This window comes from Zarconia navalis LEGE 11467 (assembly GCF_015207075.1).
Taxonomy (GTDB): Bacteria; Cyanobacteriota; Cyanobacteriia; order Cyanobacteriales; family Geitlerinemataceae; genus Zarconia; species Zarconia navalis.
Map to the genome: position 1 here is coordinate 1 of NZ_JADEXN010000080.1, position 12671 is coordinate 12671.

The window sequence follows — 12671 nt, forward strand, 5'->3', positions numbered from 1 at the left end:
AAAGCGGTCGGATCGACCGGGGGAATCGACCAAATCGGTGCGGCCATATTAATTTGCGGGATGCCAGTGGAGCGGGAAATGACCGGATCGTTGATAGAACTTCGACCGGCCATCGCTGCGATGAAAAAAGGGCGATCGCCGACATTGCCTTTCGCTCGGGTTGTGCCAACGGTATTGTTGCGCGTTCCGTCGGAATATACCAGGGCAAACTTAAAAAAGTCGGTTTGTCGATCGATTTCTAGTTGTAAGTAAGGTTCGATACTCGACCAATCTAAGCTTTGGAGTCTGGGCATATTCGCAAAGGTTTCTACCCGCTCTCTGCGCGAAACTAACCATCCATCAATCGCATCGCTGCCAATCTGTACTTTGAATAAAACCTCCTGTTCGATTTTCTCAAGTGTCAAGTTCCGCAAGACGCGATAACTATAGTACGCAGAAGTACTTACGACGAATGTCGTGCAGCCGAGAATTAATCGCAGCCACAGATTTCGCGAGATCTTGTTGCTTGCATTGCCGTCGAACCACCATCGCATCTGCTGTTTCCGGTGGGTCAATTGCTTGGATAAGGTCATGAGCTTGGTGGAGATCGAGGGAGAACTCTGGAAATCAACTCGACGATCGAATACAAGGTCTCGCTCGACGAGCCAGTGCTCTTTTCCAAAGAAAATGACTCGGTTGGTCAAGATTGCCAACCTTAACGCTTACGGTATTACTTTAAACAATCAAGCCCCGAGAAGGTAGGATCTCGATCGCTGTCAATAAATATTAATGATGTTATATCTCGAAAGAATATATTTTAAAATTTCAGAAAAAATAAAAAAGCATTAATTATAAATTAGCCTTCAATTCTCGATGTATTTTTTTGGAAACAGTTGATAACAATTAAATCTTTACCTATAATCTTAAAGACCATCTTTAGATTCAAAAGCTATCTCGATCGTGCGCCTAGTTGACGACGAACCCGATCTCCCCGCTCAAATCAATATCGTTCCCGCGATCGATATCATTTTTGTCATTTTGGCATTTTTTATTCTTGCCAGCCTATTTCTCGATCGAACGGAAGGATTACCCGTCAGCTTACCCAACGCAACAACTGCCCAAACTCAGGATCGAATCCCCTTCACAATTACCCTTTACCCTCAAGGGGAGATCTTCTTAGAAGGTCAGCTGATTGGCATTGATGGACTTGAGGGAGAAATCCGATCGCGAATGCAATCGTCCTCGACGGTTTTAGTCGTGTTGCAAGCAGATGAAGAAGTTCGCCACGGGACAGTTGTTGAGGTGATGGATCGGTTGCGTCGCATTGAGGGTGTTAATCTGGCGATCGCCACAACTGCACTTCCTTCAAATCCATAAGTCGATCGCATTTCGATTTAAGCTAGAACCGCTCTTGAAAAAATAAATCTTTTCAAATTCAACTTCTCGATTGAGAATAAAATTATAAGATTACTATTTCGTACAGCAATTCAACGTTAATAGAAATAAAAATGTCTGACCTACCTTCTCTTGAAACAGAAACGATTTGGGCAATTTTAAACGAAGAGCTTGACGATGCAACGGTCAATAAACTTGTTTGGTATTATCTCGGCTATCGATATAACAAAGTCTCAAGACAGTGGGATGCAAGAGAAGTTGAAGCCACTTGGCAAGAAGACTATCCCGAACCCCCAGATTTCATCGACAGCCGACCGGCAACAGTGAAACTAACTCGATCGATTCCCAAAGAAAATAAGCAATTATTGAAAGAAAAACTGGGTTTCAAAGGCTACAAAATTGGAGAATTCGGGCCGAGGCAAACGCGACGGGCAACGATGGCAAGTTGGCTGTTAAGTTATATGACTCGATCGAATTGAATATACCGTATTGAAATTAGACATAAAATATTATCTTTTCACGATATCAATGCACGATCGTGCGTGTAGACTTTGCTCGATCGAGTAAGTAACAAACTTCCTTGTCAGATGTTGCCGAAAAATCCTCGTACCATAACCCGATGCAGTGGAGAGGTTGAGGAGTCATCAAACATTCAACCCGATCGATGTGGGTTTTCAACTGCTTGCAGATGGACGGAGGCGCGATGGGAAGAGCTACGGAGATCGATTTGGGTTGCTGTGGTTTCAAGGTTGCCAGTGCCGCATACAGAGTCGAACCCGTGGCCACTCCATCATCAACCAAAATGATATTCTTGTCAGACCACTGGGTTTTCGAAGCATCCGAGGGTTGCAAGTTAGGGGTTTCGAGTTGACCTCTGCCCCGTCTCAGCCGCGCCACAATTCGCCACTCGATCGCGATATCCCCTGCCATCTCGCCCCGATAAACCCGATAGCGTCGAACCAGTTCTTCCCATTCCCGACGAATGACGGCATCGAAAGTATCCTGGGTAATTTGGTGAGAGTCAATCACTTCTTCATCGATGGCGATAATTCCCCCCATGCCAATTGCCCCCATCGCCAGTTCCTCATTTCCCGGAACGCCGAGTTTTCTGACAAGGCAAATATCAAGGGGTAATTTGAGTTTTCGGGCAATTTCAAAGGCGACGGGAACGCCGCCACGGGGAAGTCCTAACACGATCGCATCAGCAAGATCGGGAGAATCGATGAATTTTTGGGCTAGCAATCGACCGGCTTCAACTCGATGTTTCAATCGCCTAGGCATGGGAGTAACCTCCTTCGATCGGGTATCCGGTGACAGATCTTAGAGTGTGGGGGATCGGGTTTAAAAACAGTCAATTCTCCTTCAATACAATCGATGAATTGGGTTCGCTTTCTACTTCTTCGCAACTCGCCGATGACAAGTCGAACGAGCGATCGTGATGTAAATCGACGTACGACTGCCACTTTAATATATTGTTGTTGATGATTTTCTAGGATTAATCGTAACGCCAAGTGCTGGCAGTGCGATCGGGCGATGGGTTTTTCTTAATAGAAAGAGTCGACTGCTTAGATTGTAATTTTCAATGCTTCGCACCCGATCTCCAAAACCTTCGCCTCGGGCGATCGCTCCAACACTAAAATGGAGAATAGCGATTCAATCAGGTGAACAGATGAGTGTACGCGGCATAGATATATCGGACGCCCAAAGAAAAATCAACTGGCAAACCGTCGCCAACTCGGGTTTTGCCTATGCTGTGACTCAGGCAACCCTAGGGAACCAAGAAATTGCCGATTCCTTCCCCAGTCACTGGGAGGCGATCGCCGCCGTCGACTTGGTACGGGGAGCCTATCATGTTTTTTCTCCCGATGTCGATGCCGCCGAACAAGCGGCTTTCTTCCTCAATACCGTCTCCCTCAAATCGGGGGATTTGCCTCCAGTTTTATATGTTCCCATCTCAGGGGGCGATCGCGAGACTCTCGAAACTCGCCTGCAAACCTGGTTAGATACCATCGAAGGGGCAATCGGGCGTAAATCGATTCTCTACACCTCCTTGGAGGTTGCCCAACTCCTACCGGAATCTTTTGCCAAATACCCCCTTTGGATTGCCAGCGAAATCCTCGCATCCCAACCTGAATTGCCCCCAACCTGGAAGAATTGGACGTTTTGGCGATATACCCAAAAAGGTCGGGTTCCCGGTATTGAAGGCGGGGTCAATATTAGTTGGTTCCAGTCAATACACGAAGGAGAAAAGGGCGATCGGATCGAGGATTTGCAACAGCGTCTCAAAGACTGGGGACTCGATCCCGGCAACATTGACGGAACGTTCGCACCTCTGACTCAAGCCGCCGTCGTCGAATTTCAGCGTTGGAAAGATAGCCTCGAAGATGGCGTTGTCGGGCCGCAAACTTGGGCGTATTTGAGCGAACCCGCCACGCCGATTTCAACACCCGAGTCCTATGCCACCAGCAGTTCGGATTCGATTTCACTGCTCAATGTTGCCCGATACTATCAAGGGGTTCCCGAGCAAATTCAAGCCCTGGACTGGTTGCAAGGGCAAATGAGCGACGAGCAATTGCAAGAATTTGCCAAGTTGTGGCGCAATGAATCGACCAATGCCACGTCTCCCATTCGGTTGGTCAATGCCGCCGTATACTATCAAGGAGCAACCCAACAAGACACTGGCTGGAACTGGTTGCAAAATGAAATTTCCCCACCCATTCTCGCAGAGTTTGCCAGCAAATGGCGATCGGCCCCACCTCCGGCTATTTCGATGGTAGACGTGGCGCGGTACTATCGCGGCTTACCGGCTCAAGCGAGTGCCTTGAATTGGTTGCAAAGTCAGATGAGTGCGTCGGGGATGCGGGAATTTGCCCGTTTGTGGCGCAATCAACCCACGACTTCATCTACTTCCATCCGGCTGATCGATACCGCGACGTATTACAAAGGTGCCGCCCATCAAAATAAAGCCCTGAGTTGGTTGCAACGGCATATTTCGGCAGCAACACTCGATGAGTTTTCCCGTCGCTGGCGATCGGCCCCCCCGTTACCCCTGCGATTGGTGAATGTTGCCGAATATTATAAAGGGGTATCTCATCAAAATGCGGCCCTGACTTGGTTGCAAGCGCAAGTTTCCGAAACGACGTTTGAGGAGTTTTGCCGTCGCTGGCGGGCTTAGGAATTTGGAATTCGGAAGCGCGGAATTCGGAATATGGAGGCTAGGAGTCAGTAGGGTGGGCAGGGTTAGCCTCGATAAGCACCATTCAAAATTTATCTGCTGCCCACCATCAGCAACTATTAAACCCTGTGGTTTCGTGGGCAGTTATGAATCGCAACGTGAAATTTCAATTCCCACAACTGCCCACCCTACGACTCTGTTATCTGTTATCTGTTATCTGTTATCTGTTATCTGTTATCTGTTATCTGTTATCTGTTATCTGTTATCTGTTATCTGTTATCTGTTATCTGTTATCTGTTATCTGTTATCTGTTATCTGTTATCTGATGCCTCCCCGCCTCCATCTCATCGCGTCGCCGCGTCTTCCCCACTGGGGGACTTTTCTCCAAAGTCGATCGCGATCGTCAGTTCCTCTTTATCGATTTTGGCACTGACGTGAGATTCGATCGCGCGCACGGTAAATTTGACAGCTTCTGGACTAATGCCAATATCTTCGGCGAGTTTGAGATCTAAACCCGTTTGGGCTAAAAACTCACTCACGGTTTTGTCATCGTAAACGACTAACTGACTGTCTACAACTTGGTCGATGAGACTGCTAAAGTTTTCGATGGGGATGCTCGAGACATTCACATTAAGCTGGGTTTCTCCGGCTTGCAAGTCGATTTTGCCTTCAGTCAAATTAATGAAGATATCTTGATCGAGGGCGAGAGTGACTAGACCGATGACGGGATAGTCGATCGACATTTCCGATTTGACTTTAATGCCATCGTCAATGAGAGAGTATTGAGTATTTCTGACTTTGAGGGGAAATTGCTCGTTGTCGTTAATGCGTTTTTCTGTTCTATCTAAGAGTTCGGGCAACTCCATTTTTTCATTCAAACAGGTTTGGGTAAACTCAATTTCAAGAAGGCGATCGTCGTCTATTTTAGAATCGAGAAAGCAATCGGAAGACTCATCTTGAAAGGCAAGTTTCTCTAGGGCAAATGGTACTGGCGACTCCATGACTGGGATGGCATGACTGTTTCCCCAGGCACGATGGGAAACTCCGGCGATCGAAAAAACGATCGCTCCCAACACGAGAAAAAACTTAAAAAATTTCATCGCCGATCTCCTCAAATACCTCTAATATTCACCTCATTCCGGCGATTTTCACCCCATTCCGGTCACTTTATCTCCAGATTGCAGGAGATATTCTGTACGGCAGCATCAGACTTTGAAAGCTCAACTGTATAACTGCTGTCTATTCTAATTTGACTGTATACCCCCTGCACGCAAATATGCGATCGGGATGAGCGATCGATTTTCGATCGAAACGCTGATTGGCAAAGGTTTGGGACGGGAAAGAATTCCAGCCAGTCTGTCCGAAAATTTTTACGGACTTTCGAGAGATGGTGGCGTGGCAAAAGCCAGCATAGGATATGATTTTTTAGGAATATCTTGGGCTTTTTATGTTCGAGCAGGCGTTTAAAAATCTCGATGATACCCTTCGGCGAGAGGCTGGCTGCACCACAGAGCTTGACTATACGGAACAGAGTTCTTGGCTGCTGTTTCTCAAATATTTGGACGATTTGGAACAGACAAAAGAACAAGCGGCTCTCTTAACTGGGAAGCCTGATACTTTCATCATTGACGAGCCGTATCGGTGGAGTGCGTGGGCAGCCCCGAAAAACGAAACGGGTGAGATTGACTACGATGTGGCTCTGACTGGGGACGATTTGCTCGACTTCGCGAATGGAAAGCTTTTCCCGTATCTCCAGAAGTTCAAGCAAAGTGCCGAAAGTCCGGACACCATCGAATATAAGATTGGTGAGATTTTTGGGGAGATTAAGAACATGGGAAATGCGGGTACAATCTGCGCGATGCTCTCGATGAGATTGACGCACTCCGCTTCTAGTCTCAGGAGCAAAAGCACGAGCTTTCCCATCTCTACGAAGCGAAGATTAAGAACATGGGAAATGCGGGGCGCAATGGTGGGCGGTCTTCGGCTGCGCTCAGACTCCGGCTCAAACCCCGGCTCAAATCCCGGCTCAAATCCCGGCTTAGACTCCGACTCAGATAATGGTTTGGGTAACGAGCAGTTGAGTATGCTGCCGATGGCGACGGAGCGGATTTGGTATTATCAACTCGTTCCGGGGCGGAATTTGGGGAAGACGAATGCGCTCAATGATGATGACCTGAAAGAGTTTGTGGAGTTTCAGGAATCGTTTAAGGAGTCGGAGAAGTCGTGGTTCGTGGATGTGGCGGATGTGGAACGGGAGACGTTCGACCTCTCGGTAAAAAATCCCAATGCACCGGAGGAAGACCCGTTGCGAGAGCCTTGGGAGATTTTGGAGGAGATTGCGGCTTTGGATGCGCAGAGTGCGGAGATTTTGGCAGGGATTGGGGGGATGGCTGGTTTCGGCTTCCCTTCGACAAGCTCAGGACAACGCGCTCAACCAGCCCCATATAACTGAGTCAATGAGGACTTAGCTGAGGGCTGAGCGTAGTCGAAGCCCGAAGTCCGATCGCTAGGGAAGGAGATAAGTTGGAAATGCCCTATATGTATATCCTTGAATGTTCGGATGGTTCTTTCTATACAGGAAGTACCAAGGATTTACCTCGACGGTTATGGCAACACCAAAACGGTTTAGGGGCAAATCATACAAAAAAACGATTACCCGTAAAGCTAGTTTATGCAGAGTATTACGATCGCGTAGAAGATGCGTTTTATCGAGAAAAGCAGGTGCAGGGCTGGAGTCGCAAAAAGAAGATAGCGTTGATGAATAGTGATTGGGATAAACTTCATATTCTGGCGGAATGTCAGAATGAATCACATTATCGGAGGCTGGTTTCGACTCCGCTCAACCAGCCAAAGCCCGACGAAGACTAATTGAAAATTTGGAAAGTAAGGGTGAAGATGTTGGGACTTGGGGAAATTGTAAAATGTGGTCATTGAAGTCACTTGGAGAAATTGCTGAAGTTCAAAGTGGCGGTACACCGCGCAAGTCTAAAAAAGAGTACTGGGATGGTGATATTCATTATATAGGATTAATTCGACCAAATCAGGAAACGATTTCAAAATTTCTATATTATCTTCTGCTGTCTCAAAAATTAAAAAAACAAGCAGATGACTGTGCAACAGGTGCAGCACAAAAAACAGTATCTCTAAAGTCATTACGCAACTTTAAAGTCCCTAAATTTTCTACAAAGCGTCAAGAGAAAATAGTTATAGAGATGGACTTGCTTTCAGAACATACCCAACGCCTCGAAGCCATCTATAAAAGCAAACTCGAAGCCCTCAAAGAACTCAAGCAATCCATCCTCCACAAAGCCTTCACCGGGCAGTTGACAATAGATAAAAAACAAGGCAAAACAGAAGCCGAAAACTTAAAAGCTAGTTAAAATATCGATAAACTACTCAGTCAAAAAATGTTAATCGATAAAATCGTCCAAGAACTCAAAGCCATTCCCGAAGAAAAATCGATCGAAATTTACGACCTGATTCACGACTTTCGTCTCGGACTCGGACAAGAAACCCTGCAACCCCGAACCCCCGGACTCCTAACGGGGCAACTCAGCGACAGTTTTTTTGACCCCCTACCCGAAGAGGAACTGCAACAATGGGAATGAGCTACCTCCTCGATACCCATATTTTGTTGTGGTGGCTTTTTGATAACAAAAGGTTAAAACTTCCCAGTCGAGATCTAATTCAGAACCCGAAAAATAACATCCTGGTCAGCAGTGCTTCCGCTTGGGAAATTGCCACCAAATATCGCCTTGGCAAACTCCCGGAAGCTAAACCGATCGTGGAAAACTATGCAGAACTTCTCACCCAAGCCAAATTCCAAGAACTTACCATTACCTCAGCCCACGCCCTCAGAGCCATAATCATGCGATCGCCCATCGCAACCCCTTCGATCGCATAATTATGGCTCAAGCCGAACTCGAAAACATCCCCGTCATCACCGACGACAAAGCCTTTCAAACCGGACTCATCCAAATCATTCCCGATCCTCAGTGAACGAAGCCGATACTAGAGCAGAACTAATCGACCCCGCCCTTCGTAATGCGGGTTGGGGTGTGGTGGACGAAAGCCGTACCCGGCGCGAGGTCATCGCCCCCGGTCGTCTCGTTGGCAGCGGAAGACGCGCCAAGCCCAAACGTGCCGATTACGTCCTGAGCTACCGCAACCAAAAACTCGCCGTCATCGAAGCCAAAGCCAACACCTTGCCCTACACCGAAGGCGTTCAACAGGCAAAAGACTACGCCCAACGCCTCCAAGTCCGCTACGCTTACGCCACCAACGGCGTGCAAATCTATCAGATCGATATGCTCACCGGAGCGGAACGGGATGTCGAACGTTATCCCAGTCCTGACGAACTCTGGGAGATGACTTTTAGTCGAGAAAACGAATGGCGCGATCGATTTGCGGCGATTCCCTTTGAAGATAAAAGCGGCACCTGGGAAGCTCGCTACTACCAACACAATGCCATAACCAAGGTTCTAGAGGCGATCGCCAACAACGACAACCGTATCCTCCTTACCCTCGCCACCGGAACCGGCAAAACCTGTATCGCTTTTCAAATTGCCTGGAAACTGTTTCACAGTCGTTGGAATCTCAGTTGTCTTCGGCTGCGCTCAGACAACTCTAGTGGTGGGTTGAGCGGAGTCGAAACCCGCCGTCCTCGCATCCTCTTTCTGGCCGATCGCAACATCCTTGCAGATCAAGCCTTTCTCGACTTCTCCGCCTTCCAACCCGATGCCTTAGTCCGAATCGACCCAGAAGCGATCGCCAAAAAAGGCAAAGTCCCGAAAAACGGTAGCATCTTCTTCACCATCTTCCAAACGTTCATGACCGAAGCCAACCGCTCGGCTGCGGTCGGTGCCCAGGGCGATGAGGAACCCCAATTCAAATCCAAATTTAACTTTCGCGAATATCCCCCCAACTTTTTCGACCTGATTATTATTGATGAATGTCACCGAGGGGGAGCTAACGACCAAAGTACCTGGCGCGGTATCCTCGAATATTTTTCCCCTGCCGTCCAACTGGGTTTAACCGCTACACCTCGCCGCGAGATTAATGCCGACACCTACGACTATTTCGGCGAACCCGTTTACACCTACTCCCTGGCAAGTGGAATTGATGACGGCTACCTCACCCCTTTCAAAGTCTGCCAAATTCAAACCAACCTCGATGAATATGCTTACAGCGAGGAAGATTTTGTCAGTGCTGGAACGATCAATACAGAGCGCGTCTACACCGAAGCCGACTTTAACCGCATCATCGAAATGCGGCCTCGCGAAGCCTATCGAGTGCGAGTCTTCATGGATGCGATCGACCAAAACGAGAAAACCCTCGTATTCTGTGCCATCCAAGACCACGCTTTAATGGTGCGCGACCTCATCAACCAAATGAAGGTTAGCACCGACCCCAACTACTGCGCGCGCGTCACCGCCAACGATGGAGCCTTGGGAGAACAACTCCTCAAACAATTCCAAGACAACGAGAAAACGATTCCGACCATTTTGACCACTTCTCAAAAGCTGTCAACGGGGGTTAACGCCCGGAACGTTCGCAATATCGTGTTAATGCGTCCCATCAATTCCACGATTGAATTTAAGCAAATTATCGGCCGGGGAACCCGTCTTTTTGAGGGCAAAGATTATTTCACCATTTATGACTTCGTTCGCGCCCACGAACACTTCAACGATCCCGAATGGGACGGCGAACCCCAAGAGCCACCGACAGGCATTACAGCTCGACTCAGACCCCGATCGGACGGCATTGAGGGCGATATCCCTCTTCCCCTAGACGAATCCCGGCAACGCCCCGAAAAAATCGTCATTCAACTCGCAGACGGTAAAGAACGCAGCATTCAAAGCCAAATTCAAACCACCTACTGGAGTCCGGATGGCAAACCCTTGTCAGCCACTGAGTTCGTGCAACGCCTTTACGGAGAACTCCCCAACCTCTTTCGAGACGAAGCCGAACTGCGTCGCCTGTGGAGTCGTCCCGATACTCGCCAAGCACTCTTAGAAGGGTTAGCCGAAAAAGGCTACGGCGAAGACCAAATTGCTGCCGTCCAAAAAATGGCAGATGCAGAAAATAGCGATATTTTTGACGTTTTGGCTTTTATCGCCTATGCCAAACTGCCGTTAAGTCGCCCAGAGCGAGTTCTGGCAAGCAAAAGCCTTATTTTCTCGCGCTATACCGGCAAACAGCAGGAGTTTCTCGACTTCGTACTAGACCAATACATTTGCGAAGGAGTCGGAGAACTCAACCAAGATAAGTTACCCAAACTCCTAGAACTAAAGTATCGCAGCGTTAACGACGCTATCTCCGAACTCGGCGATGTTCGGCAAATTATACAGGTCTTTATCAATTTCCAAGAATGCCTCTATTTCGATCGCGATCGAGCCAGTTGAATACTTGTATGATTTTGCCAGTCTGTCTGGCTATTACAGAAAGCACGATCGACGACATCACAACTTCAAATTGAGGCTCGATCGAATTTGAACGAACCAGAATGGAATCATAGATATTAAAAATAAACGAGCATGGAGGGAGTTGAACCCCCGACACCCAGAACCGGAATCTGGTGCTCTATCCACTGAGCTACATGCCCTTACGCTACGATAGTATAGCACCGATCGCCTCTCTATGCATAGTGTGGTGTTGCAGAAGCCAGGATTGCTGTCAATGGCAGTCCGCGTATCTGTTTCGATAAAAAGGAGTTATTTCAAGATGATAAAAAATTACGATCGCCGATCGATTTCAATTGCCCTTGCTGCAAGCTTATCTCTATTTTCGATCGCCCCGGCAATGGCCCAAAATCCCAAACCCATTCCCCAACGCACTCCCGTATCTAGCAACCAACCCGAGAGCTGTCGCCGGGTGAATATCAGCGAAAACAGCTATCTCAACGTGCGCTTGAGACCGGGCGGCAAAGTTGTGGGAACCCTATCCGATCGCGACTTAGTGACGATCGAAGAGCGTACCGAAGATGGCTGGATACCAATCTCCTCTCCCTTCTCGGGTTACGTCTACGGCGATTACCTCACCTTTTGCGATACTCCACTCATCGAAACCACCCCGATCGTGGCTAGTAGCTGCCGTCAAGTCTCGGCGGCTGAAGGGATGGAGGTTTACCAACGTCCTTCCTTAAACGGTGACATCCTCGGCAGGGTGGTGGACGGACAGGAGGTGACGATCGTCGATCGCGGCGAAAATGGCTGGGTGCCTATTTCAGAACCCGTCAACGGCTATATTTTGGGTGTGGGTTTAGTCTTCTGTCCCGAGTAACGATCGATTCGTTCCTTATATGCTGGGAACCGTTCTGCGCGATCGCTATGAAGTCGTTCGTTTTCTGGGACGAGGTGGGTTCGGCGAAACCTACCTCGCCCGCGATCGAGATTTGCCCGAACAACCGGAATGTGTGGTTAAACGCTTGCAGCCTCAGTCTGGATCTGAATCTGTCTTGCAAACGGCGCGACGGCTGTTCGATATCGAAGCTCGAACCCTGTACCGTTTGGGCAGCCACGATCGCATTCCCCAACTCCTCGCCCACTTTGAAGTGGGGGGGGAGTTTTATTTGGTACAGCAATTGATTCGCGGGTCGGATATCAAACAGGAATTGCGAACTGGGCAACGGTGGATAGAAGCTTGGGCGATCGCTTTTTTGCAAGAAATGCTGCTGATTTTGGAGTTCGTTCACCAGCAAGACATCATCCATCGCGACATCAAGCCCAGTAATATCATCCGGCGTACGTTCGATGGCGCGTTGGTACTCATCGATTTTGGCGCAGTTAAACAACTCGGAACTCACCTCGATCCCGAAAATTTAACCGTTGCCGTGGGCACTGCCGGATATATGCCCAACGAACAAGCCGCCGGCAAACCCCGATCGAATAGCGATCTTTACGCTTTGGGGATGGTGGCTATTCAAGGTTTGACCCGAACGCCACCCCATCAACTACCAGTCGATTATCGCACCGGCGAGGTTCTGTGGCGCGATCGCCTCTGCGATGGTAATTTCTCGGCAGCGTTCCTCGATATTCTGGCAAAATTGGTGCGCTACGACGCGCGAGATCGTTATTCCAATGCCACAGAAGTCTTAGATGCCCTCGCCGGTTTAGAGATGGAT

15 protein-coding genes and 1 tRNA gene are annotated in these 12671 nt (G+C 48.5%); 12 read left to right on the forward strand and 4 right to left on the reverse strand.

Going from position 1 to position 12671, the window contains the following annotated elements; translation table 11 throughout:
• A partial coding sequence (locus IQ235_RS06265; protein ID WP_441373245.1) for a PDC sensor domain-containing protein occupies positions 1 to 683 on the reverse strand: 683 nt, incomplete at its 3' end.
• 256 nt (positions 684 to 939) lie between these two features.
• Here IQ235_RS06265 and IQ235_RS06270 point away from each other — a divergent pair.
• Positions 940 to 1356: an ExbD/TolR family protein gene (locus IQ235_RS06270; protein WP_264320635.1), complete on the forward strand. Its 417-nt coding sequence runs from the start codon at positions 940 to 942 to the stop codon at positions 1354 to 1356.
• Positions 1357 to 1487: 131 nt separating this feature from the next.
• On the forward strand, positions 1488 to 1853 hold the full coding sequence (locus IQ235_RS06275; RefSeq protein ID WP_264320636.1) for a DUF1823 family protein: 366 nt from the start codon (positions 1488 to 1490) through the stop codon (positions 1851 to 1853).
• 46 nt (positions 1854 to 1899) lie between these two features.
• On the opposite strand, the gene IQ235_RS06280 is transcribed toward IQ235_RS06275, so the two are convergent.
• Positions 1900 to 2655, reverse strand: a complete 756-nt coding sequence (locus tag IQ235_RS06280) for a phosphoribosyltransferase (RefSeq protein WP_264320637.1) — start codon at positions 2653 to 2655, stop codon at positions 1900 to 1902.
• Between the two features lie 388 nt (positions 2656 to 3043).
• Between IQ235_RS06280 and IQ235_RS06285 the strand changes: the two genes are divergently transcribed.
• Positions 3044 to 4549 (forward strand): GH25 family lysozyme, encoded by a 1506-nt coding sequence (locus IQ235_RS06285; RefSeq protein ID WP_264320638.1) that lies wholly within the window; start codon positions 3044 to 3046, stop codon positions 4547 to 4549.
• Positions 4550 to 4893: 344 nt separating this feature from the next.
• On the opposite strand, the gene IQ235_RS06290 is transcribed toward IQ235_RS06285, so the two are convergent.
• The gene (locus IQ235_RS06290) at positions 4894 to 5649 is read right to left on the reverse strand and encodes a hypothetical protein (protein WP_264320639.1); all 756 of its coding nucleotides are present in this window, start codon (positions 5647 to 5649) and stop codon (positions 4894 to 4896) included.
• Between the two features lie 187 nt (positions 5650 to 5836).
• Between IQ235_RS06290 and IQ235_RS06295 the strand changes: the two genes are divergently transcribed.
• The 7 genes from IQ235_RS06295 to hsdR all read left to right on the forward strand — a co-directional run bounded on the left by IQ235_RS06295 (position 5837) and on the right by hsdR (position 10953).
• Entirely contained in the window at positions 5837 to 6016 is a 180-nt protein-coding gene (locus IQ235_RS06295; RefSeq protein ID WP_264320640.1) for a hypothetical protein, read from the forward strand.
• Positions 5997 to 7001 (forward strand): type I restriction-modification system subunit M N-terminal domain-containing protein, encoded by a 1005-nt coding sequence (locus IQ235_RS06300; protein ID WP_264320641.1) that lies wholly within the window; start codon positions 5997 to 5999, stop codon positions 6999 to 7001. Before IQ235_RS06295 ends, IQ235_RS06300 begins: the two co-directional genes overlap by 20 nt.
• 77 nt (positions 7002 to 7078) lie before the next feature.
• Positions 7079 to 7417, forward strand: coding sequence for a GIY-YIG nuclease family protein (locus IQ235_RS06305; protein WP_264320642.1), 339 nt, complete (start codon positions 7079 to 7081; stop codon positions 7415 to 7417).
• A gap of 8 nt (positions 7418 to 7425) precedes the next feature.
• Positions 7426 to 7929, forward strand: a complete 504-nt coding sequence (locus tag IQ235_RS06310; RefSeq protein WP_264320643.1) for a restriction endonuclease subunit S — start codon at positions 7426 to 7428, stop codon at positions 7927 to 7929.
• Between the two features lie 27 nt (positions 7930 to 7956).
• A complete protein-coding gene (locus IQ235_RS06315) occupies positions 7957 to 8157 on the forward strand; it encodes a hypothetical protein (RefSeq protein WP_264320644.1) in 201 nt (66 codons plus the stop codon).
• The gene (locus IQ235_RS06320) at positions 8148 to 8453 is read left to right on the forward strand and encodes a type II toxin-antitoxin system VapC family toxin (protein WP_264320645.1); all 306 of its coding nucleotides are present in this window, start codon (positions 8148 to 8150) and stop codon (positions 8451 to 8453) included. Before IQ235_RS06315 ends, IQ235_RS06320 begins: the two co-directional genes overlap by 10 nt.
• A gap of 91 nt (positions 8454 to 8544) precedes the next feature.
• A complete protein-coding gene (gene hsdR, locus IQ235_RS06325) occupies positions 8545 to 10953 on the forward strand; it encodes an EcoAI/FtnUII family type I restriction enzme subunit R (protein ID WP_264320646.1) in 2409 nt (802 codons plus the stop codon).
• A 127-nt stretch (positions 10954 to 11080) separates the two neighbouring features.
• Here the strand turns inward: hsdR and IQ235_RS06330 are convergent.
• Positions 11081 to 11153 (reverse strand) — tRNA-Arg (locus tag IQ235_RS06330).
• Positions 11154 to 11272: 119 nt separating this feature from the next.
• On the opposite strand from IQ235_RS06330, the gene IQ235_RS06335 reads away from it, so the two are divergent.
• Both IQ235_RS06335 and IQ235_RS06340 read left to right on the forward strand, forming a co-directional pair.
• Positions 11273 to 11830: an SH3 domain-containing protein gene (locus IQ235_RS06335; RefSeq protein WP_264320647.1), complete on the forward strand. Its 558-nt coding sequence runs from the start codon at positions 11273 to 11275 to the stop codon at positions 11828 to 11830.
• A gap of 19 nt (positions 11831 to 11849) precedes the next feature.
• The coding region (locus tag IQ235_RS06340; protein WP_264320648.1) for a serine/threonine-protein kinase at positions 11850 to 12671 on the forward strand (822 nt) is incomplete at its 3' end.

Excerpts from the sequence above, each read along its gene's own strand:
- IQ235_RS06275 (WP_264320636.1), top strand. The coding sequence starts at position 1,488 with ATGTCTGACCTACCTTCTCTTGAAACAGAAACGATTTGGGCAATTTTA.
- IQ235_RS06280 (WP_264320637.1), bottom strand. The coding sequence starts at position 2,655 with ATGCCTAGGCGATTGAAACATCGAGTTGAAGCCGGTCGATTGCTAGCC.
- IQ235_RS06285 (WP_264320638.1), top strand. The coding sequence starts at position 3,044 with ATGAGTGTACGCGGCATAGATATATCGGACGCCCAAAGAAAAATCAAC.
- IQ235_RS06290 (WP_264320639.1), bottom strand. The coding sequence starts at position 5,649 with ATGAAATTTTTTAAGTTTTTTCTCGTGTTGGGAGCGATCGTTTTTTCG.
- IQ235_RS06295 (WP_264320640.1), top strand. The coding sequence starts at position 5,837 with ATGAGCGATCGATTTTCGATCGAAACGCTGATTGGCAAAGGTTTGGGA.
- IQ235_RS06300 (WP_264320641.1), top strand. The coding sequence starts at position 5,997 with ATGTTCGAGCAGGCGTTTAAAAATCTCGATGATACCCTTCGGCGAGAG.
- IQ235_RS06305 (WP_264320642.1), top strand. The coding sequence starts at position 7,079 with ATGCCCTATATGTATATCCTTGAATGTTCGGATGGTTCTTTCTATACA.
- IQ235_RS06315 (WP_264320644.1), top strand. The coding sequence starts at position 7,957 with ATGTTAATCGATAAAATCGTCCAAGAACTCAAAGCCATTCCCGAAGAA.
- IQ235_RS06320 (WP_264320645.1), top strand. The coding sequence starts at position 8,148 with ATGGGAATGAGCTACCTCCTCGATACCCATATTTTGTTGTGGTGGCTT.
- IQ235_RS06335 (WP_264320647.1), top strand. The coding sequence starts at position 11,273 with ATGATAAAAAATTACGATCGCCGATCGATTTCAATTGCCCTTGCTGCA.